Origin of the sequence: Bacteroides sp. An279, assembly GCF_002159615.1 — a bacterium.
GTDB lineage: Bacteria > Bacteroidota > Bacteroidia > Bacteroidales > Bacteroidaceae > Phocaeicola > Phocaeicola intestinalis.
Genome location: NZ_NFJA01000047.1, coordinates 1 through 21777 on the forward strand (window position 1 = coordinate 1; position 21777 = coordinate 21777).

Here is a 21777-nt window from a genome sequence, read left to right on the forward strand (position 1 = left end):
GCTCCTGTTCTTCGTCAGATAGCCCGCTATCTTCCTCATCACAGAAGCGAAAATGCCTCAAAAACTCATCCCAAATCATCGCACGATAAATTCAAAACAGCTTCTAAATAAAATGCGGATTAACGCAGATTGGGCAGTTAGTTATTCTATGCTGCGAAAGCCTGCGTTAATCCGCATTTTTAAAAGGTACCGGTTAGTGGACCGGCATTTTATCGATGCGTTTTTGGTGACGTCCTCCTTCAAAAGCAGTGTTGAAGAATTCGGTCATAATTTTGTCCGCCATCTCGTTGTCAATGAAACGTCCAGGCATTACCAAAACGTTGGCATCATTATGCTGGCGTGCCAAGTGGGAAATCTCCGGAATCCAGCAAAGTGCGGCACGTATGCCCTGATGTTTGTTCAGAGTCATGCTGATGCCTTCTCCGCTGCCACAGATTGCAATACCCGGATAACATTCGCCCGCTTCTACGGCAAGTGCCAACGGGTGTGCAAAGTCTGCGTAGTCGCAACTGTCGGCAGTATATGTGCCGAAGTCTTTATATTCCCAACCTTTTGCTTCGAGCCATTGCTTTACATATTGTTTCAATGCAAAGCCGGCATGGTCGGAAGCCAATCCTATCAGTTTCATATTAGAACATGGCTTTTACTTGGTTGTATACGTTTTCGGCTGTGAAGCCCAGCTTTTCGTCCAAAACCTTGTACGGAGCCGAGAAACCGAATGATTCCAATCCCCAAATCTTTCCGTCAGTGCCTACCAGTCCAAGCAGATTTACAGGCAGTCCGGCTGTCAGACCGAATTTCTTTACTCCGGCAGGAAGGACGCTGTCCTGATATTCTTTGCTTTGGCTGCGGAACAGTCCTTCCGAAGGAACAGAAACGATACGCACCTTGATGCCATCTTTACGGAGTAGTTCAGTTCCGGCTACCAAAGTAGATACTTCCGAACCTGAAGCCAGCAGGATAACATCCGGGTTTTCGTCAGAGCCGGCTACGACATAAGCGCCTTTGGCTGTCTGGGTATAATCGTTTCCTTCGGGCAAGTTGGCAATATTCTGGCGAGAGAAAATCAGTGCAGTAGGAGTGGTCGTGTTTTCCATTGCCAGCTTCCATGCCTGAGTAGTCTCTTCGCAATCTGCCGGGCGGAGAACCAACATTGAGTTGTGTCCCTTGTGGTTTTTCAGTTTCTCCATCAAGCGGATTTGTGCTTCTTGTTCTACCGGTTCATGAGTAGGTCCGTCTTCGCCTACACGGAATGCGTCGTGTGTCCAAATGAACTTCACAGGAGTTTCCATCAGGGCAGCCATACGTACAGCTGGTTTCATGTAGTCGGAGAATACAAAGAAGGTACCGCATGCGGGGATAACGCCTCCGTGCAATGCCATACCGATGCAGCAGCATGCCATGGTCAATTCTGATACACCTGCTTGGAAGAATGCGCCGCTGAAGTCGTTTTTCGTAAAGGCATGTGTCTTTTTCAAGAAACCGTCGGTCTTATCAGAGTTAGACAAGTCGGCAGATGCGCAAACCATGTTTTCTACTTGTTCTGCCAATGCGCCGAGCACAGTAGCCGAAGCACCACGTGTAGCCGAACCTGCTTTTTGCTGGATAGCGTCCCAGTTTACTTGAGGAGCTTTGCCAGAGAACCAGTATTCCATCTTGGCAGCCAGTTCCGGATTAGCCTTTGCCCATTCTGCTTTAGCCGCATAGCGTTCGCCTACGATGGCTTTCAGTTCTTCGCGGCGTTTTGCGTAAAGTTCCGCTACTTCCGGGAAGATTTGGAACGGTTGTTCCGGATTGCCACCCAAGTTCTTGACGGTATTGGTGTAAGCGTCACCTCCCAACGGCGCGCCGTGTGTAGCGCAGTTGTGTTCGTAGCTGCTGTTGTCTGCCTTACGTGCCCCCTTACCCATGATGGTCTTACCGATAATCAAGGTAGGCTGACCTGTTACGGCTTTTGCTTCGGTCAATGCGGCACGGATTTCGTCAGCGTCATTCCCATTGATTGTAATGACTTTCCAGCCCCATGCCTCGTATTTCTTGGCTACATCTTCGTCTGTTACGTCTTTACATTCGGTAGACAGCTGGATATCGTTCGAGTCGTAGAACATAATCAAGTTGTCCAGTCCCAAGTGTCCGGCGATACGTCCCGAGCCTTGTGAGATTTCTTCTTGTACACCTCCGTCTGAGATGTAAGCATAAATCGTTTGGTTCATTACGTCACCTAAACGTGCTTTCAGGAATTTGGCTGCGATGGCGGCACCTACAGCGAATGTGTGTCCTTGTCCCAGCGGGCCGGAAGTGTTTTCGATACCTCTCATGACGTCTACTTCAGGATGTCCTGGAGTAGGGCTTCCCCATTGACGGAATTGTTGCAATTCGTCCATGGTGAATTTGCCGGTCAACGCCAGTACAGAGTACAGCATCGGTGACATGTGTCCTGGGTCAAGGAAGAAGCGGTCTCTGCCTTCCCAACGGGGATTTTCAGGGTCGTAAACTAAAAACTCAGAGAAGAGTACATTTACAAAGTCTGCACCACCCATAGCACCACCCGGGTGTCCGGATTTAGCTTTTTCTACCATTGAAGCAGCCAAGATACGGATGTTATCGGCTGCGCGGTTCATAAGTTCTTTACTGTTTTTCATTATTGGATATATTAGTTGGATGTATTAGTTTGTTGCAAAGATAAGAAAAATCTGGAATGTGCAAGCAAATTCGGAATCTAAAATTGGGGATGGAAGGGTAAGAAATGGTGGATAAAAGGATAATTTTTCTTTTCAGCGCTTATTTACCGTTCGCAGACATACCGAAAAACGCAGGAAAAAGCCTCAAGCCATGAAGTCATCGGATGCTTTTTCCTGCGCGTTTAGAGTCTGTTTATTGGGGTTCATCAGAAACTGATAAATTCCAGTTTGGCGTAATCTGACTGGAGGACGAGGTGTTTCCCGTCGGCTTTCAAAACATCGAAGGTCGTTTCAAGTGAGTTGATGCCGAAGGGGAGCAGCCGCTCTACTGGAACATCTTCACCGCTGTCGCCGGTTGATTCACCACGGAAACGGAAATCTTTCATGGTTGCCTGGCTGTGGTCTTCGTTCAAGTAAAAATGTCCGACGAATGTGCCGTATTTGTGCGTGCATTGCTTTTCAGCTATCTGTACAATCTGTAATTGGATGCTATAAAAGATGCGCTGGCAGTCACGGTGGACAATGCCATCGTCAAGGGTGGTAAACTGTTCCAATTTCCACATGCCTTCGATGTTTTCGTCAATAGGCTTTTTCTCGCAAGAAGCGAACAAGGCGAAGAAACACATCGCAATTAATAAATGTATGGCTTTCATATTAACAATCAAAACTTAAAAACTCACAAACTTAAAATATCTTTCCTGTTTTCCGGATTGTCAGGATACCTCCTGTAGAGTTTCCTAAATAATTTCCGCGGTCGAGTCCTACGCCTACGGTTGCGCCCCATCCTTTGGCCCATTGGGGAGCGTAGCTCACCTCATAAAGCGAACTGAACTGTTTGCGTTGTTTGTCCAGCGGTGTTTGGTAGGTTCCCCAATGGCGTGCAAACGATATCAGTATGCGCCAGTTCCATTCCTCGCTTGGGTCGCCTTCGATGCCTAAATGCTGGGCACGCACGCGGTTGCTCTTGAAAGTGATTTCTCCGTCTTTATTATAAATAGGCCCCGGAAGGAAAGGATTTCCCATACCTTGTCCCCAGTGCTGCCATGCCTGATAGCAATAGTTGTTGTAATAATTATCGGATGCACTGACCTGATAACCCAGTGTTCCGGCAAATTCGTCATACAGTAGCGGGCCGGTCTGCTGTTTGGTCGACATGGTTTCCCATACAATTGCGCTTAACCAACGATTCTTCGGCAGGTCTATTTCGATGCCTAGCTGTCCGTCTTTCCACCGTCCGTATTGCCATACCATTTGCGAATGGTCATCGAAATAATGGTCTAAGTAAGCACGGAACCGCCAGTCATTCAAGTAATAGGTCAAGGCAAAATTCCAGCTTCCCAAGTGGTTGCCTTCTACGTTTACTTGATCGCCCCAAGGTGTGTCGCTTCCTCCGCTCATCGGGATGAATGCCTTAAAGAAACTTTTCAGTCCGCCGGGCATGTCTACAGAGACCGTGCTGCTTCCATCGGCATTCTTCAGCATTTGTGCTCCGGCAAACTGTGCAGCCATCAGCAGTCCCAGTTCGAACTCTACCGGAAACTTTTCACGGTTCCCGATGCGGAACATCAACGACTTGCTGTGATACAGGATATGTTTGCCCCAATTGGTCTCGGGAGCTGCGAAATCTTCCTGCCAGTTCCAGTCGGTAAACGCTCCGTAAGCAAGATGCCCCTTTAAGGCAAGCCAATTGCCCGTACCAGGGATGGTGACATATTCGGGGATGTCTATTCTGACTTGCGGAACTGGCCGGGCATTCGGTCCTTCTACCATCATGCCGCTGCTCAGTCTTTCATTTTTCGTAAGTGGGAAACCCGGGCGTTCTTTGCTTCCAATGCTGAGGCGCAGGAATTTCCACGCGATGTCGGCGTACGCTTGTTGTATAACAAAACCGGAAACTTGATCGGCGGCACCTGCCAGGTCAAGTCCTGCTTCGATGCGCCAGTGGCGGTTCAGTTTTTTTCCGTAATGTAGTCCGGCTCGGATGTAGCCACTGTTTGGTTTCTGGCTGGATAGCCCATACCGGTTGGCTGTGAACCAGAGCGGTGCATACGTACCATCCGACAGATTGCCGCTTGCTTCGATGCGGTAGGTGAGGGTGGTGTCTGTTTGTTGGGCAATAGCGGGCAATGATAGGCAACCTGCTGCCAGCCATAAAGTTAGTTTTTTCCAATTCATATTGTAATTATTGAAAATGTGATGCAAAAGTAATGATTATTTAAGACAATCCGCTCAAGTTTACCGGATATTCCTTCGGTTCAATGCCTGTTGATAACGTCGGGCATTGGCAAGGTGCTGGCTCATGGTACGGGCAAAATTGTGCGTACCCGAAAAATCTTCTTTGGCACACATGTACAGATAGTCGTGATGTGAATAGTTTAATACACTTTCCAATCCTTGTATGCTGGGAATGCGGATAGGACCAGGAGGAAGTCCTTTATATATATAGGTATTATACGGGCTGTCGGTCTCCAGATGTTTGTATAAAATGCGGCGTAATCCAAATTCCTGTAATCCGAATTTAACAGTAGGGTCTGCTTGAAGCAGCATGTTTGCTTTCAGCCGGTTAATGTACAGTCCTGCCACTATCGGTTTTTCTGCTTGGTTAGCCGTTTCTTCGTCTACGATGGATGCAAGGGTACTTACCTCAGTCGGGGTAAGTCCGATAGCTTTTGCCTGTGCTGTGCGTTTTTCATTCCAGAACCGTTGATGTTCTTTCTGCATGCGTTTTATGAAGTCTTTGCAACTGGTGTTCCAATATACTTCATAGGTGTTTGGAATAAATAGGGCAGGCAGGGTATAAGCGTTATATCCCAAACTGGCACAATATGTACTGTCTGTCAGGAGGCTGGAAATTGCGGTCGAATCCATCATCAATTGGTGTGAAATAGATTGGCATAGTTTTCCGATGGTGCGCACGCTGGGGATAGTGACCGATACAGGCGTTTGGTTTCCAGCTTGTAACGTCCGGAAGATTTGCCACGTACGTGCTTCTGGAGTAAACAGATAGGCTCCCGAGTGGATGTGGTTGGTATAATCACTTTGGAATGCCAGCAGGCGAAATCCTGTCAGCCTGCTGGCATGCAGCCTGTGTTCCAATTTATAGCATACAGAGTCTATGTTGTCATCATTGTCTATATATAAGAAAGTGGATTTTTCAATTCCCAGCGGTTGGTTCATTAGGCAGGCATATCCTGTTATGATGCCTGAGGCTAGGATTAGGAACAGGATGCTTCCTCCAATAAGCAGTCGTTTCTTTTTCATTTTAATTTAGTAGTTCAAATTTGGGGGCAAAGATAATACAAAAAAGCAAGATACTGGGTAAATTACGAAAACGTAATTGAAAAATAGATGAGGAACTGTTTTTGAAAAACAGTTTTGAATTATGAATTCCGCAAACAGCCAATACATACCCTTGGAAAATGAATATATACTGCATCTGCGTTTGAATATATCTCCATCCGCCTACGGATATATACTTCATCGGCAAATGAAGTACTACTGCGTTTTCAACTCAACCGGATTGGCTAATTGCGGACATGCAGATTCATTAAATTTAAGTATGTCTTAGAAACTGTTTTGAATTTATCGCCCAACACACACGAAACGAACACATCAAGCCCCAAAAAACTTTTTGTGGAAATTCAAAACAGTCCCTTTGTTTGTGAAAGTAATAAAATCGACTTCGTTTGTGTGAAATTGATAACAGAATGTTGCGGTTTTGTTTCAAATTGAAATGTTCTGATAAAATAAATGAAAATATGACTTCGTAGAGGGGGAGTATATGAATGAAAAGCCTTACTTTTGCATCAGACAAAAAGATGTTATATAATTGAATTTCGTTTCAAAAAGATTTGATTATATAGAAATATGTGAACAAATAACAACTAATTATTGAGGTATTATGTCAACTTTAAGATTCAGGGTAGTAGAAAAGGCATTCCAGGCGAAGCCTTTTGATGTACCGGCTCCAAAGGAGCGCCCGAGTGAATATTTCGGGAAATACGTGTTCAATCGGGAAAAGATGTTTAAGTATCTTCCCAGCAAAGTGTACGAGAAGCTGGTAGATGCAATGGATAACGGCGCGACACTAGACCGCAGCATTGCCGATGCTGTAGCAGCAGGAATGAAACAGTGGGCAAGTGAATTGGGGGCTACTCACTATACACACTGGTTCCAACCGCTTACGGAAGGGACTGCAGAGAAGCACGATGCCTTTGTGGAACACGATGGCAAGGGAGGTATGATGGAAGAGTTTTCCGGAAAATTGCTGGTACAGCAGGAACCGGATGCTTCTTCGTTCCCTAATGGCGGTATCCGTAATACTTTCGAGGCGCGTGGTTATAGTGCGTGGGATCCCTCGTCGCCGGTATTTGTGGTAGACGACACCTTGTGTATCCCTACCGTGTTCATCGCTTATACGGGCGAATCGCTTGACTATAAGGCTCCGTTGTTGAAAGCACTGCGGGCAGTCAATAAGGCAGCGGTAGATGTATGCCATTATTTCGATCCGAATGTGAAGAAAGTTTCGGCATACCTGGGATGGGAGCAGGAATATTTCCTGGTAGATGAAGGTTTGTATGCTGCACGACCCGATTTATTGCTGACCGGGCGTACGTTGATGGGACACGAGGCTTCGAAGAACCAACAGCTGGAAGACCATTATTTCGGTGCCATCCCGACCCGCGTGGCTGCTTTTATGAAAGATTTGGAAATTCAGGCATTAGAACTGGGAATACCCGTCAAGACCCGTCATAATGAAGTGGCTCCCAACCAGTTTGAACTGGCACCTATCTTTGAGGAATGCAACCTTGCCGTAGACCATAACATGCTGATTATGTCGCTGATGCGTAAAGTAGCACGTACGCACGGATTCCGTGTGCTGCTTCATGAAAAACCCTTCAAGGGAGTAAATGGTTCGGGTAAGCACAACAACTGGTCATTGGGGACTGATACAGGTGTATTGCTGATGGCACCAGGTAAGACTCCCGAGGAGAACTTGCGCTTTATAACTTTTATTGTCAACACACTGATGGCGGTGTACCGTCACAACGGTTTGCTGAAGGCCTCTATCATGAGCGCTACGAATGCCCATCGTTTGGGAGCCAACGAAGCACCTCCTGCCATTATCTCTTCTTTCCTCGGCACACAGCTTAGCAAAGTACTTGATCACATGGAGGAAAGCTCGACCGATGACTTGATAGCTCTTGGCGGCAAGCACGGCATGAAACTGGACATCCCGCAGATTCCCGAATTGCTGATTGATAATACCGACCGTAACCGTACTTCCCCCTTTGCTTTTACGGGCAACCGTTTCGAGTTCCGTGCGGTAGGCTCGGAGGCTAACTGTGCCAGCGCAATGATTGCATTGAATACTGCCGTGGCAGAGCAGCTGGTAGAGTTTAAACAAAAGGTAGACGAACTTATAGAAAAAGGTGAACCGAAAGTGTCTGCCCTCATTCAGGTTATCCGTGAATACATCAAGGCTTCGAAGCCTATCCGTTTTGACGGTAATGGCTACAGTGAAGAGTGGAAAGCGGAAGCGGCACGTCGCGGCCTGGATTGCGAAACCAGTTGTCCGGTTATTTTCGACCAGTATCTGACACCTGCTTCGGTGAAGATGTTCGAGTCGCAGGGTGTGATGACACAGAAAGAACTGGAGGCGCGTAACGAAGTGAAATGGGAAACGTATACAAAGAAGATTCAGATTGAGGCACGTGTATTAGGCGATTTGGTGATGAACCATGTGGTGCCGGTCGCCATCGAATACCAAAGCAAGCTGATAGATAATGTGTACAAGATGAAGGGACTGTTTCCAGCTGAAGAGGCAGAGAAGCTTTCTGCCGAGAACGTTGCCATCATCCGGAAGATTTCGGAGCATACGTCTTATATCAAAGAGCACGTGGATACGATGATAGAAGCGCGTAAAGTGGCAAATAAAATTGTGGACGAGCGTGAAAAGGCCGTAGCTTACCATGACACCATTGCGCCGATGCTGGAACAGATACGTTACCACATCGACAAATTGGAACTGATAGTAGACGATCAGATGTGGACGCTGCCTAAATATAGAGAGCTGTTATTCATTAGATAATATCATTAAATTTACCTCTAATTTCCTTATTGGTTGTTTGATGAAAGCGAGTCGGGGTCTCCGCGAGGAGGTTCCGGCTTTGTTCTTTAAAATTTTTGAGGCTTTGTTTTTGTCTGCATTTCAGAGGCATTGATTGAAGCATGCCTTTTGATGAACATAAGTGAGTTGGGTGTTTCACATAAGTAACTTGGGCGTTTCACATAAGTAAGTCAGTCGTATCACTTATGTTCGTTTGAGGGGGCATTTATAGTGTTGCATTTCCTTGAACCTTTCACACCGTTTCCGTAGAGATGATGAGGGTGTATCAAAATAAAAATCAACTTTCATTTTGATACACCTTCTATAATGACATCGACAAAATGCATCAATAAATGCTGCGGAAGTATAATGTCAGTTTTTCCATCCACCTCCTAATGCTTTGTATAGGCGGACAACGGTGATTTGCTTGTCACGTACAGCATTGCTAAGTCCGATTTGCGCATTAAGATAACCACGCTGTGCATCCAGCAGGTCCATATAGCCGATCACACCATTGATGTATTGCAGCTGAGCGAGATCGAGGGTACTTTTCGATGCTTGTTCCAAGCGGAGGCGGGTTTCATAGATTTCCTTGCTTTTGTTGAAGTCGGCAATGGCATTGTAGGCTTCTTTAAAAGCGTTGAGCACTACTTTCTCATAGGCTTGGGTAGCTCCTTCCAAAGCGGCTTTTTGTGCTTTCAGTCGGGCACGGTTCTTACCCCAACTGAAGACCGGTTGTAGTAGGTTGGCACTGAGCAGGTGCCAGGGAGATTTCAGCAGTTCGCTGAGCACATCGCTCTCGCCTCCGTAGCTGGCATTCAAGGTCAGACTGGGGAACAGGCTGGTGAAGGCAATACCTACCTCGGCATTGGCTGCTATCAGTGCCTGTTCTGCTTCGCGGATGTCGGGGCGGCGTTCCAATAGGCTGGACGGCAGCCCTACAGGCAGACTGGCTGGCAACAATACGTCTTCGGGCAATGCTGTGCGCCGGATGTGGTGTGGATAGTCGCCGGTCAGGAAAGCTATGTCGTTTTCTTTTAACGTAATCTGACGTTCAAGGTCGGGAACCAGTGTGGCTGTACGTGCCAATTCCACTTGTGCTTGCCGGAAGGCGGTTTCTGAAGTCAGTCCTCCTTCGTAGCGGATGCGTGCCAGGTGGAGACTTTCGCGTCGCGCATCTACGGTTTGGCGCACGATGGCAAGTTCATTGTCGAGGGCCACCAGTTCGAAGTAGGTTTGTGCCACTTCGGCTACCAGGCTCATTTTCAATGCCCGTTGGTTTTCTATTGACCCGATGAGGTCGGCTACGCTTTTGTCTTTTGCCCAACGCAGTTTACCCCAAAGGTCAATTTCCCAGCTCATGGTACCTTTCAGGTCGAATTCGTCGTCTTGTGAGTAGTGATTGCCACCATAGTTTTCCCGTTCACGCTCGGCGTAGACGCGCAGTCCGATTTGGGGCAGCATATCTCCGATGGCAATGCGCTTACGTGCTGCCAGTTCCTTCACCCGTGAGGCAGCTATCAGCATGTCCTTGTTGTAGGTCAGTGTTTTGCGTATCAGTGCCTGCAGGGTCGTGTCGGTATAGATTTTTTCCCAGGCGTAGTCACCTATTGAAGCGGTGTCTACGCTAAGACTGTCCAGGGTATGGGGCAGGTTCAGTTCGGGACGTGAATAATGTTTCCCTATCTGGCAACTAGCCAAGAGTGAGGTTGCCAAGATGATGCAAAGGAAATAATATGTGAGTTTCGTTACTTTCATAGGTTGCAGCAATTAATGAGTATGTTTCACTTTGAGTTTGTTTTTTGCCTTGTAAATCATCACGAAGAAGAAAGGAACCAGAAAAATACCTACTGTTACAGCCACAATCATTCCGAAGAATACGCCCGTGCCGATGGCTTGACGGCTGGCAGAACCCGGTCCGCTTGCAATGACCAGTGGCACCATGCCCAAAATAAAGGCGAGTGAGGTCATCAGGATGGGACGGAAACGTAAATGTGATGCGTGCAGCGCAGCTTCTATTACATCTTTTCCTTTGTCTACTTCGTCTTTGGCAAACTCTACAATCAGGATGGCGTTTTTGGCAGCCAGTCCGACCAGCATTACCAGGCCAATCTGGAAATACGTATCATTTTCCAATCCGCATAAGGCGACACCGGCATATGCTCCCAAAGCGGCTACCGGCAAGGAGAGCAGTACGGCGACTGGCACGCTCCAGCTTTCATACAGGGCTGCCAGGAAAAGGAAGACGAAGAGGAATACCAGTGTCAGAATCATACCGGTCTGTCCGCCTGCCTGTTTTTCCTGGTAGGAAAGTCCACTCCATTCTACTCCGATGTTGTCGGGCAGATGTTCTTTAGCCAGTTGCTCGATAAGTTCCATTGCTTGTCCTGAACTGTAACCGTGGGCGGCTGTTCCGCGGATGATGGCGGTGTTGAACATATTAAAACGTTTGATACTTCCGGGACCGGTGGTATATTCGGTATTGCCCAATGCTGTTAATGGAATCATATCGCCGGAACTTCCCCGCACGAAAAACAGGTTGATGTTGTCACGATGTTCACGGTAAGGTGCTTCAGCCTGGATGTACACACGGTAGATACGGTTGAACATATTGAAGTCGTTCACATAAAGCGATCCGGTATAAGCTTTCATTGTTGTGAAAACATCGGCCATCGGTACGCCCGACAATTTTACTTTGTCACGGTCTACGTCGAAATAAAGTTGAGGGATTTCCGCCTGCAATGAAGACGACAGTCCACTCAGCTCTTTGCGTTGCGAGGCGTAGTACATAAGCGTGTCTGCAGCAGCCACCAGATTGTCGTACGTAGCATCTCCACGGGCTTCCAGCTGCATTTCAAAACCTCCGGAGGTACCTAATCCGGGAATGACAGGTGGTGTGGAGAGGTAAACCTTGCATTCAGGGTATTTCTTGAACTCGTTCTGCACATCTGCCATAATTTGTTCAATGGTAGTGTTGTCACGTTCTTTCCATTCTTTCAAGATGACCGTAAGCGTGGTGCGTGCCTGGCTGGTACCGACACGCGGGCTGGAACCTGCTACGCTTTGTACATATTCTACAGCAGGATCTTTCATCAGGAAGGCTACGGCACGGTTGGTAATTTCGCGGGTACGTTCCAGTGTAGTACCTTCTGGCATTTCCAGTTCGACGGTGAAATATCCCTGGTCTTCCGTTGGGAGAAAACTGGTTGGTATCAGCCGGTAGAGCACGAATATGAAAACGATGACCATACCGAATCCTGCCGTCACGCGTTTAGGGTTTTTGATGAGCCGGCTGATGCCGCCTACATATTTATGATTGCCTATGTCCAGCCATTTGTTGATAGCCCGGAACACACGGTTCTTGGGTTTGTTCGGGTCTTGTGGACGTAGAATCAGTGAGCACATCACAGGGCTGAGTGTCAGTGCTACGACGGTGGATAGCAGTACAGATACTGCAATGGTGATACTGAACTGTCGATACAATTGTCCTGAAATGCCGGAAAGGAAGCTGACCGGAACAAATACGGCAGCCAGTACCATAGAGGTGGCAATCAAGGCTCCGGTCAGACCGTCCATTGCTTTTTTGGTAGCTTCGTAAGGGCTGAGGTGTTCTTCTTCCATAATACGTTCTACGTTTTCGACTACTACGATGGCATCATCCACTACCAGTCCGATGGCCAGTACCAAACCTAGCAGGGTCAGGATGTTCAGCGAAAAGCCGAAAATGAGCATAAAGCCGAAAGTACCGATCAATGAGATAGGAACGGCTATGGTAGGAATCAGAGTCGCACGCCAACTTTGTAGCGAAAGGAACACTACCACGATGACGAGGAACAAGGCTTCGAACAGGGTCTTGTATACTTCGTGGATGGATTCGGATATATAAGATGTCATGTCGAAAGGTACTTCGTATTTCATGCCTTCCGGAAAATTCTTGCTGATTTCATCCATGGCGGCTTTCACACGTTCTGCTACTTCCATGGCGTTGGCACCTGGCAGCATGTAGACTCCTAATACGGCGGCATTGCCTCCGTTGATACCACTCTCAGTATTGTATGACTGGGCTTCGAGCGATACACGCGCCACGTCCCGCATGCGTATCAGTGAACCGTCGGGGTTGGCACGCAACACGATTTCTTCGAATTGGGCAGCACTTGACAGACGCCCTTGTGCCGTTATCGGGATAGTAATGTCGAGACCGGTAACGGGTTGTTGTCCCAATACACCGGCAGCCGATTCACGGTTCTGGTCTTTCAAGGCATTTTGTACGTCTTGTACGGTGAGACCGAAATTGGCAAGACGGGCAGGGTCCAGCCAGATTTGCATGGCATAGTAACGGCTTCCGATGTTGGATACGCGTCCTACTCCCGGTATACGGCGCAGCAGGTCGAGTACATTCAAGGTAGCAAAATTACTCAAGTAGATTTCGTCAAACTTGGGATCGCTTGAAGTCAGGCAGATAGTCATCAGCTGGCTGGCGGCTTGTTTCTCGATTTCGATACCATTCTGTACCACTTCGGCTGGCAGACGTGATTCGGCCAGTTTGATGCGGTTCTGAATTTCCACGGCAGCAAGGTCGGGGTCTGCCGAGATGTCAAAGGTGACTGTTGCCGAGAATCCTCCGGAATTGGAACTGTTCGACTCCATATAAAGCATGCCTGGTGTACCGTTCAGTTCTTGTTCTATCGGGGTTGCGACGGCTTGTGATACCGTGAGTGCGCTCGCACCCGGATAAGATGCACTGATTTTTACCACAGGTGGCGTAATTTGCGGATATTGGTCGATAGGCAGCATGGTAAGTCCGATGACACCGATGATGACTATCAATATAGAGATGACGATTGAAAAGACTGGCCGGTCGATAAAGAAACTTACTTTCATTTTGTGAATACGTTTTGGTGATTGTGCGATTTATTCATCCTTATTTTCTTCTTCTTTTTCTATCGGGGCTGTGCCTATACGCATCTTGATGCCCGGGCTCAGCTTGTGGTAACCTTCTACTACAATGTTTTCTCCCGGTATCAGTCCGCGTTCTACTACTGCATTGTTGCCAAATTCCGGTCCCAATTCGATGAAACGTTTTTCAGCTGTAGAGTCTTTGCGCATCACGTAGATATATGCACCTCCCTTTTCAATAATCAATGCTTTTTGGGGAACTACTGTGGCATTTTCGCGTACGTCGAGCAGCAGCTTTACTTTTGTAAACTGTCCGGGCAGCAATACATGTTCGGGATTGCTCATTTCTGCACGTACGGAGAATGTTCCGGTTTTGGGGTCTACCTGCGGTTCGGCGAAGTCTACCAGTCCTTTGTAAGGATATACCGTGTTGTCGGGGAGGGTGATAGTGACAGTTGGTTGCCAAGAACGGGTAGAATCTTTCTGGCCGATGATGATGTTCCGTTCCTTGCTTTTCAGGTAATCGAGTGCTGTCATGCTGAAATCCACCAATACGGTATCACTTTTTACGATGGTGGCCAGCAGAGACTTGCCTGATGTGCCGACCAAGGTACCGAGGTCGACGTGACGTTCGCTGATTTGTCCGGTTATCGGCGAACGCACTACGGTGTAGCTTAGTTCCTGTTCTGCCTGGTCAAGGTCTGCCTGGCTCATGCCTACGCTGGCTACAGCGGTTTCGTAGGCAGCCGTGGCGTTGTCAAGGTCCAATTGGCTGGCAGCCCGTTGTTCATAAAGCGGGCGGATACGGTTCAGGTCGCGCTCTGCCTTGCGTGCCGTTGCTTCGTCTTTTTTCAGTTGGGCACGTGCCTTATCCACTTTGGCTTGGTATTGGTCTTGATTGATGATGAACAGGACTTGATTGCGTTTTACTTGTGTTCCTTCCTCGAACAGCATTTGTTCCAGAAAGCCTTCCACGCGTGCGCGTACCTCTACAAATTGTTGGGCGCGTATGCGTCCGACATATTCGCCGTAAATCTCTACGTCTTGTTGTTGAGCCGGAGCTACACTGACAATAGGCGCTTCTGGTTCTGTCTTTTTCTCTCGTGTCAGGAACAGGTATATTCCTATAATTACAACGACACCGATAAAGGTGTAGATGGTTTGTTTTTTCTTCAGTTTCAAATCTTTCTTTGTTAAAAAGCGTCTCATACGAATTTTAAGTTTATGGGTTAGATGCCGTAAAGGACAAACAATACTTGTGCCAAAGATACGATAAATTTTTATATATTGAGAATCAGAAAGCTAAATCCTGCATGCAAATTTGTGTCTTGGGGAATTTCTGGCGAAGATTGTGGAATTTCTCTACACTGAGATAGCGGGAACTAGGGATATTTTTCATACCTTTGCGGCCGGAATTAAATTTAGACAAAATGAATTTAGAGGAACATTTAGAAACGACTTTGAAAGCCCACGACCAGATGTTGCATCGTCGGGTAGACCTTTTGCTCCGTACCGGAAAGCTTTTGGTGGAAAGTTTGGCGGATACCAACCGGATTATGAGAAACATGAAGCGGACAGCCGCTTATCTGGGTATTCCGGAAGAGAAACTGCATATCAACATCGGATTTACGATGTTGATGGTGAATGTGAGTGATGAAAACTTTTCGTTCACCAAATTTCAGCGTATCAACGGACATGGAGTGAACATGACTGCCATTTCGGAAGTGAGCAAACTTTCCTGGAGGGCGATAGAGAACGATTATACGCTCGACCAATATGAGGAGGAGCTGGAAAAAATCCGTACCAAGAAACGGAACTATACTCCTTTGCAGACAGCTGTCGGTGCCGGATTTGCCTGTGGCGGATTCTGCATTCAGTTCGGATGCGACTGGATGGCATTCTTGTATGCTTCAATTGCAGCGATTATCGGTATGCGCGTGCGTCAGAAATGTAATGAGTCAGGTCTGAATGGCTATGTGGGTATTGCTATTGCGGCTTTTGTTGCCACTATGATTGCATGGGCTTCTACTTACCTTCCCGAAACGTGGACTAATACACCTTGGCATCCGCTGTTGGCGTGTGCTTTGTTTATCGTTCCAGGAGTTCCTTTGATAAATTTTGTGGATGATATGCTCGACAATTTTATCCAGGTGGGTATTGTGCGGGCTGTCAATACGCTTCTGATGATGGGAGCCATGGCTTTTGGTATTGCATTTGCTGTGAAATTGTGTGCCATCGACAACTTTTTCCCGACCATCAGCATGGTGCCGCACCACGAGTATTGGGAATATGCCTTGGCGGCTGCCATTTCGGCAATGGGATTCTCTATGATTTTTAACATTCAGCGTCGTTTGCTTTGGGTAGTAGCTATCGGAGGTATTTTGGCTGTTTGTACACGTAACTTTGTCAATCTTGGACCGAGTACCAACAACATCGGTCTGGACATGGGATTGGTGGTCGGTTCGTTCACCGGTGCTTTGCTGGTCAGCCTGATAGCTGTAAAGGCGGTTCACTGGTTTCATGTCCCCAATCACGTACTGACCATTCCTTCGGTTATCCCGATGATTCCGGGAGTATTGATGTATCGAATGCTTTTCGGGCTCATCAATATGAATGTGCAGAATCTTGAAGGGGTTACTCCGTTGATGAAAGCTATTGAAAGTGGAGTAAATTCGGGATTGGTTATTCTTTGCATTTCCGTGGGGGTTGCTATCCCGAATATTTTTGGTCGTAAGTATATTGCTTCGTCCAAGAACAAACATTTGGCGGAAATATTGGAAGAACGCCACAAGCGGGGAAAGTTTGTCGAATGGTAAAGCTTTTTTGATAAAGAATGAAGTATGAAGAATGAAGAATTGTTTCGCCTGGAATTCTTCATTCTTCATTTTTATACTTTGAGCGGTGTGCAATTGTGCATTTTTAATGGGATACACACTGCCGGTGTCACTCCTGTTGCCAGTGTCACGCTGGATCGCCAATCCGCTTCTTCAATTACGCCGGGTTACACATCCGGCATGACAAGCAGGCTTTGGTCTTTCCGCAATATAGCTGCGCCGTTTGTAAGATTATTAATCTTACAGCGTGAAGATTAATAATCTTTCGGCATGAAGATTAATAATCTTACAAGTAAGGCAGCTATGCGGATTGGATTTTCAAACTAAACTGATGTTCTGGTTTGGCTTGGAAAAGCAACCGATGGACATAAAATGTATGGGCGTAAATCCGGCTTGACAAATATGACAAGCGGCAAAAATGCACACGTTAATAAATATACCTATAAATGGGGATTGACCGATTCCCGTGGATTGTCTTACTTTGCAAACAGAAATCAATTATGAATTCATTTTTTGTTATGTGTAAACCCAAAACATATAAGCCGACCGATAAGATGAGCGACTTGATCTGTGAGAATTATGCGTTGCTGCAGGTGTTGAGCCGTTTTGGAGTATCTTTAGGATTTGGTGACAAGTCTGTTCAGGAAGTATGTGACATGAACGGGGTGGATTGTCCCACATTTCTGATTGTGGTTAATTTTCTGACAGAGGAGAACGACCGGATGCAGGACCATCTGGCACGACTTTCTGTGCCGGCATTGATGGATTATTTGCAACGTGCCCATTCGTATTTCCTCGATTTTCAGCTCCCCTCTATCCGGAAGAAGTTAATAGAAGCAATTGACTTTTCATTAAGCGACAAGGTATCGTATCTGATTCTTCAGTTCTTTGACGATTATGTGGGAGAAGTGAGGAAACACATGGAATATGAGAATAAACAAGTCTTTACTTATGTGAGAGATTTGTTGGAAGGAAAGAAGACTGAAGAATTCAGCATCGGAGTGTTTGCCCGTCATCATGACCAAATCAATGTTAAGTTGACCGAGTTGAAAAATATTATTATCAAATACTATCCGGCCAATGGAGACAATCAATTGTTGAATGCAACATTATTTGACATATTTTGTTGTGAAGAGGATCTGGCATCGCACAATCGGGTAGAAGATTACCTGTTCGTCCCTGCTATAATGGAGTTGGAAAAGGGGGTAAAATGAAATCAGAGGAAAACATACTGGTGGCTGTAGCCGAGACTTCAGTCATTGTCCGGAGCGGGTTGGTTACAGTGCTGAAACGTTTGCCGGACCTGAATGTTCAGACTGTGGAAGTAACATCGCAAGAAGGTTTGCAACACTGTATGGAAGCGCATAGCCCGCAATTGCTGATAATAAATCCACAGTTCGAAGGCTGGTTCGATGTAGAGGCTTTCAGAGAATGTTACCAATCATTGGACATTAAATTGGTAGCTTTGTTGAGTTCGTTTGTTGATTCGAACCGTTTGAAGGGATATGATGAGAGTATCAATCTGTTCGAAGATATAGAATCATTGGAAAAGAAGATTTCGGTGTTGATGAATTTTACAGACGATGAAGATGCCGATCAGGATGCCTTGAGTCAGCGGGAGAAAGAAATTATCTGCTGTGTGGTGCGCGGAATGACCAACAAGGAAATAGCCGAGAAACTTTTCATTTCGGTACATACGGTCATTACGCACCGGCGAAACATCACCCGTAAGCTGCAGATACATTCGGCGGCAGGTCTGACAATTTATGCCATTGTCAACAAGTTGGTTGAGTTAAGCGAGGTAAAGATGAAGTTGTAATTGGACTATTGTTTGGAATGTTTCTAAAATACCTATATGTAGGTATTGTCTGAATGTCTGAAAGCCGGTATCTTTGCAGCGTTAGTCATATGAAATTACGTAAACCACAAAAGTAAAAAGTTAGTTATTAGTTGGGCACTCCCTGCGAAGTGATTCGCGGGGAGTACGCGCATATAGGGGGTAATTTTCTTTCCGATATCGGATAATTCTTTCTGCCAATAAAGATAATCAGTGTCTTTTCTTCAGGTAGCTGTTGTTTGCTTTATCACAGAAGCGAAAATGCTTTAAAAACCCATCACCAATCAGCGCATGATAAATTAAAATAGTCGATTATCAATTGAAAACTCTTATCTTTGCCATCCGAAAATACAGAACGACGAATTATGGAAAACTTCAGCGAAATGATAGCACGGGCACTCAAGCTGCCCGCGCATCGCGTAGAAAATACATTGAAACTATTGGAGGGCGGCGCTACCATCCCCTTTATCAGCCGCTACCGCAAGGAAGCCACCGGCGGGATGGACGAGGTGCAGATAGGCGAGATACAGGCGCGTAACGAAAAGTTGCGCGAGTTGGCGAAACGGAAAGAAACCGTGCTCTCTACCATTGAGGGGCAGGGAAAGCTTACCCCTGAACTCCGTGCGCGGATAGATGCCTGCTGGGATGCCACGGAACTGGAAGACATTTACCTGCCCTACAAGCCCAAGCGCAAGACACGTGCCGAAATGGCGCGCCAGAAAGGGCTGGAACCGCTGGCGGCACTGCTTCTGATACAGCGCGAGAACCGTTTGGACGCACGTGTGCATGCCTTCGTAAAAGGCGAGGTGAAGGATGAGGAAGAGGCCTTGAAAGGGGCGCGTGACATTATCGCCGAGCAGGTGAGCGAAGACGAACGGGCACGCAGCCTGGTGCGCGGATGCTTCGCCCGGCGGGGAGTCATCGTTTCGAAGGTGGTGAAGGGAAAAGAGGCGGACGAGGCGGCGCAGAAGTACCGCGATTATTTCGATTTTTCCGAACCTTTGAAGCGTTGTTCTTCGCACCGCCTGCTTGCCTTGCGGAGAGGGGAGGCGGAAGGCATCCTGAAGGTGAGCATCACGCCCGAAGACGACGAGGAATGCATCCGGGGGCTGGAGCGCCGCTACGTGAAGGGCGGCAATGCCTGTTCGGCGCAGGTGGCAGAGGCTGTGGCGGACGCTTACAAGCGTTTGCTTAAGCCTGCTATCGAGACCGAGTTTTCCGGCACCAGCAAGGAGCGTGCCGACGAGGAAGCCATCCGCGTGTTTGCCGAAAACCTGCGCCAGCTGCTGCTTGCTCCTCCGTTGGGGCAGAAGCGGGTGATGGGCATCGACCCGGGATACCGCACGGGATGCAAGGTGGTCTGCCTCGACGCGCAAGGCGCCCTGCTCTGCAACGATACGGTCTATCCGCATCCGCCGAAATCCGAGCGGCAGGCGGCGGCACGCAAGCTGACGACGCTGGTGGAGCAATATAAGGTGGAGGCGATAGCCATCGGAAACGGCACGGCGAGCCGGGAGACGGAACAGTTTGTCAGTGCTTTGCGCTTCGGGCGCGAGGTGCAAGTGTTTGTGGTAAGCGAGGACGGGGCTTCCATCTATTCGGCTTCGAAGACCGCCCGCGAGGAATTTCCCGACTATGATGTGACGGTGCGCGGGGCTGTGTCTATCGGCAGGAGGCTGATAGACCCGCTTGCCGAACTGGTGAAAATCGATGCCAAGTCTATCGGGGTGGGGCAGTACCAGCACGGTGTGGACCAGACGAAGCTGAAAGCGGCACTCGACCGCACCGTGGAGAGCTGCGTCAACTTGGTGGGCGTGAATGTCAATACGGCAAGCCGGCATCTGCTCACGTATGTGTCAGGGCTGGGTCCGGCATTGGCGCAGAACATCGTGGACTACCGTACCGCTCACGGACCTTTCCGCTCGCGGAAGGAACTGCTGGACGTGCCCCGTATGGGGGCGAAGGCGTTCGAGCAATGTGCGGGTTTCCTCCGTATCCCGAATGCCGGCAATCCCCTCGACAATTCGGCGGTGCATCCCGAAAGCTATCCCATTGTAGAGCAGATGGCGAAAGACCTGAAATGTGCCGTGTCCGACTTGATAGCGGACAAGTCGCTCCGTGAGCGTATCCGGATGGAAGACTATGTGACAGACGAGGTAGGCATCCCCACCTTGACCGATATCCTGCACGAGCTGGAGAAGCCGGGACGCGACCCGCGCAAGCGGTTGGAGGCATTCTGTTTCGACCCTAACGTGCATACTCTTGACGACCTGTGCGAGGGTATGGAACTGCCGGGCATCGTGACCAACATCACCAACTTCGGGTGCTTCGTGGATATCGGCATCAAGGAAAAAGGGCTGGTGCACGTATCCCAGCTTGCCGACCATTTTGTGAGCGACCCCACCACCGTGGTAAGCATCCATCAGCAGGTACGTGTGCGGGTGTTGAGCGTAGACAGGGAGCGCAAGCGCATCCAGCTGACGATGAAAGAAAAATGATTGATTTTTTTCACCACACGAGGACGCAGAGGAACACAGAGTTTTTTTAATTTTTCCTCTGTGTCCCTCTGCGTCCTCTGTGGTGAAATATATGACAAATAGGAATAATTATGGAAGAACAAATAGAAAACAATTGTTATTGGTTTGCTTTTTACGAAGGGCAGGTGTTGATTGAGAAACGGGCCGGCGGGTGGCATATCCCCGTGGGCACAGAGCCGCCGGCAGCTATACCCGAAGGGAGTACCGTGCACGAGATAGGCGTGATGGACGGGTGTGCGGCAAAGGCATACGCTTTGGCGGCGCCCATAGAAGGGGATGATGAAAGCCCCCGTCGGATGAAAGACCTGCGTGCCTCGTTCGACGTATTGCCCTGGGACGAATACCGGATGGCAGGGAAAGCCTCGGAGATACTGACGTGGGACCGCGACAGCAGGTTCTGTCCCCGTTGCGGAGCGCCTGCCGGACAGGTGGCGCCCATTGCCAAACGGTGTCCCGTGTGCGGTATGGAAATTTATCCGCGCATATCGCCTGCCATCATTGTGCTCATCAAGCGGGGCGAGGACGAAGTGCTCTTGGTGCATGCGCGCAATTTCCGTGGCACCTTCAAGGGGCTGGTAGCGGGATTTCTCGAGCCGGGCGAAACGCTCGAAGAATGTGTGCGGCGCGAAGTGATGGAGGAAACGGGGCTTACCATCAAGAACCTGAAATACTTCGGGAGCCAGCCCTGGCCCTATCCCAGCGGCATTATGATAGGCTATTCCGCCGAGTACGAGAGCGGCACCATCAAGCTTCAGGATGAAGAGCTAAGTGCGGGAGCCTTCTACCACAAATCGTGCCTGCCCGAGATTCCCAAGAAACTGAGCATAGCCCGCCGGCTGATAGACGCTTGGCTGGAAGGAAAACTTAATGACTAAAGGGTTAT

Annotated in this window: 15 protein-coding genes; 7 read left to right on the plus strand and 8 right to left on the minus strand. The window is 48.1% G+C overall.

What is annotated here, in order from left to right:
* Window positions 1-193: 193 nt before the first annotated feature.
* From rpiB to mltG, 5 genes are all read right to left on the minus strand, one after another.
* Complete coding sequence (gene rpiB, locus B5F78_RS09605; RefSeq protein WP_022040735.1) at window positions 194-628, minus strand: ribose 5-phosphate isomerase B; 435 nt, start codon at window positions 626-628, stop codon at window positions 194-196.
* Window position 629: 1 nt separating this feature from the next.
* Complete coding sequence (locus B5F78_RS09610) at window positions 630-2642, minus strand: transketolase family protein (RefSeq protein WP_087213151.1); 2013 nt, start codon at window positions 2640-2642, stop codon at window positions 630-632.
* A gap of 245 nt (window positions 2643-2887) precedes the next feature.
* Window positions 2888-3334 carry a lipocalin-like domain-containing protein gene (locus B5F78_RS09615; RefSeq protein ID WP_239473386.1) on the minus strand — a complete coding sequence of 149 codons (447 nt, stop codon included), beginning with the start codon at window positions 3332-3334 and terminating at the stop codon, window positions 2888-2890.
* A 31-nt stretch (window positions 3335-3365) separates the two neighbouring features.
* Window positions 3366-4856, minus strand: a complete 1491-nt coding sequence (locus B5F78_RS09620; RefSeq protein WP_087406587.1) for a capsule assembly Wzi family protein — start codon at window positions 4854-4856, stop codon at window positions 3366-3368.
* 60 nt (window positions 4857-4916) lie between these two features.
* Window positions 4917-5942 (minus strand): endolytic transglycosylase MltG, encoded by a 1026-nt coding sequence (mltG, locus tag B5F78_RS09625; RefSeq protein WP_087406588.1) that lies wholly within the window; start codon window positions 5940-5942, stop codon window positions 4917-4919.
* A 640-nt stretch (window positions 5943-6582) separates the two neighbouring features.
* Between mltG and B5F78_RS09635 the strand changes: the two genes are divergently transcribed.
* The gene (locus tag B5F78_RS09635) at window positions 6583-8772 is read left to right on the plus strand and encodes a glutamine synthetase III family protein (RefSeq protein ID WP_022040729.1); all 2190 of its coding nucleotides are present in this window, start codon (window positions 6583-6585) and stop codon (window positions 8770-8772) included.
* 390 nt (window positions 8773-9162) lie between these two features.
* On the opposite strand, the gene B5F78_RS09640 is transcribed toward B5F78_RS09635, so the two are convergent.
* The 3 genes from B5F78_RS09640 to B5F78_RS09650 are packed head-to-tail and all read right to left on the minus strand — an operon-like array spanning window position 9163 to window position 14895.
* Window positions 9163-10548, minus strand: coding sequence for an efflux transporter outer membrane subunit (locus B5F78_RS09640; RefSeq protein WP_022040728.1), 1386 nt, complete (start codon window positions 10546-10548; stop codon window positions 9163-9165).
* A 12-nt stretch (window positions 10549-10560) separates the two neighbouring features.
* A complete protein-coding gene (locus B5F78_RS09645) occupies window positions 10561-13671 on the minus strand; it encodes an efflux RND transporter permease subunit (protein ID WP_022040727.1) in 3111 nt (1036 codons plus the stop codon).
* A 30-nt stretch (window positions 13672-13701) separates the two neighbouring features.
* Entirely contained in the window at window positions 13702-14895 is a 1194-nt protein-coding gene (locus B5F78_RS09650) for an efflux RND transporter periplasmic adaptor subunit (protein ID WP_087212223.1), read from the minus strand.
* A 221-nt stretch (window positions 14896-15116) separates the two neighbouring features.
* Here B5F78_RS09650 and B5F78_RS09655 point away from each other — a divergent pair, with 221 nt between their 5' ends.
* The 6 genes from B5F78_RS09655 (at window position 15117) to nudC (ending at window position 21769) form a co-directional block, all read left to right on the plus strand.
* Window positions 15117-16502 (plus strand): threonine/serine ThrE exporter family protein, encoded by a 1386-nt coding sequence (locus tag B5F78_RS09655; protein ID WP_022040725.1) that lies wholly within the window; start codon window positions 15117-15119, stop codon window positions 16500-16502.
* 24 nt (window positions 16503-16526) lie between these two features.
* Window positions 16527-16778 carry a hypothetical protein gene (locus B5F78_RS16835; protein ID WP_087212219.1) on the plus strand — a complete coding sequence of 84 codons (252 nt, stop codon included), beginning with the start codon at window positions 16527-16529 and terminating at the stop codon, window positions 16776-16778.
* Between the two features lie 260 nt (window positions 16779-17038).
* Entirely contained in the window at window positions 17039-17734 is a 696-nt protein-coding gene (locus B5F78_RS09660; RefSeq protein ID WP_087212216.1) for a hemerythrin domain-containing protein, read from the plus strand.
* Window positions 17731-18339, plus strand: coding sequence for a response regulator transcription factor (locus B5F78_RS09665; RefSeq protein WP_022040721.1), 609 nt, complete (start codon window positions 17731-17733; stop codon window positions 18337-18339). Before B5F78_RS09660 ends, B5F78_RS09665 begins: the two co-directional genes overlap by 4 nt.
* 383 nt (window positions 18340-18722) lie before the next feature.
* Window positions 18723-20855 carry a Tex family protein gene (locus B5F78_RS09670; protein ID WP_087406589.1) on the plus strand — a complete coding sequence of 711 codons (2133 nt, stop codon included), beginning with the start codon at window positions 18723-18725 and terminating at the stop codon, window positions 20853-20855.
* A gap of 110 nt (window positions 20856-20965) precedes the next feature.
* On the plus strand, window positions 20966-21769 hold the full coding sequence (nudC, locus tag B5F78_RS09675; RefSeq protein ID WP_087247277.1) for an NAD(+) diphosphatase: 804 nt from the start codon (window positions 20966-20968) through the stop codon (window positions 21767-21769).
* Window positions 21770-21777: the final 8 nt, after the last annotated feature.

Bases quoted from the DNA above. Each gene is read 5' to 3' on its own strand.
- B5F78_RS09610 (WP_087213151.1), bottom strand. From the start codon at position 2,642: ATGAAAAACAGTAAAGAACTTATGAACCGCGCAGCCGATAACATCCGT.
- B5F78_RS09615 (WP_239473386.1), bottom strand. From the start codon at position 3,334: ATGAAAGCCATACATTTATTAATTGCGATGTGTTTCTTCGCCTTGTTC.
- B5F78_RS09650 (WP_087212223.1), bottom strand. From the start codon at position 14,895: ATGAGACGCTTTTTAACAAAGAAAGATTTGAAACTGAAGAAAAAACAA.
- nudC (WP_087247277.1), top strand. From the start codon at position 20,966: ATGGAAGAACAAATAGAAAACAATTGTTATTGGTTTGCTTTTTACGAA.
- B5F78_RS09645 (WP_022040727.1), bottom strand. From the start codon at position 13,671: ATGAAAGTAAGTTTCTTTATCGACCGGCCAGTCTTTTCAATCGTCATC.
- B5F78_RS09665 (WP_022040721.1), top strand. From the start codon at position 17,731: ATGAAATCAGAGGAAAACATACTGGTGGCTGTAGCCGAGACTTCAGTC.
- B5F78_RS16835 (WP_087212219.1), top strand. From the start codon at position 16,527: ATGAAGAATGAAGAATTGTTTCGCCTGGAATTCTTCATTCTTCATTTT.
- B5F78_RS09670 (WP_087406589.1), top strand. From the start codon at position 18,723: ATGGAAAACTTCAGCGAAATGATAGCACGGGCACTCAAGCTGCCCGCG.
- B5F78_RS09620 (WP_087406587.1), bottom strand. From the start codon at position 4,856: ATGAATTGGAAAAAACTAACTTTATGGCTGGCAGCAGGTTGCCTATCA.
- mltG (WP_087406588.1), bottom strand. From the start codon at position 5,942: ATGAAAAAGAAACGACTGCTTATTGGAGGAAGCATCCTGTTCCTAATC.
- rpiB (WP_022040735.1), bottom strand. From the start codon at position 628: ATGAAACTGATAGGATTGGCTTCCGACCATGCCGGCTTTGCATTGAAA.
- B5F78_RS09640 (WP_022040728.1), bottom strand. From the start codon at position 10,548: ATGAAAGTAACGAAACTCACATATTATTTCCTTTGCATCATCTTGGCA.
- B5F78_RS09655 (WP_022040725.1), top strand. From the start codon at position 15,117: ATGAATTTAGAGGAACATTTAGAAACGACTTTGAAAGCCCACGACCAG.
- B5F78_RS09635 (WP_022040729.1), top strand. From the start codon at position 6,583: ATGTCAACTTTAAGATTCAGGGTAGTAGAAAAGGCATTCCAGGCGAAG.
- B5F78_RS09660 (WP_087212216.1), top strand. From the start codon at position 17,039: ATGTGTAAACCCAAAACATATAAGCCGACCGATAAGATGAGCGACTTG.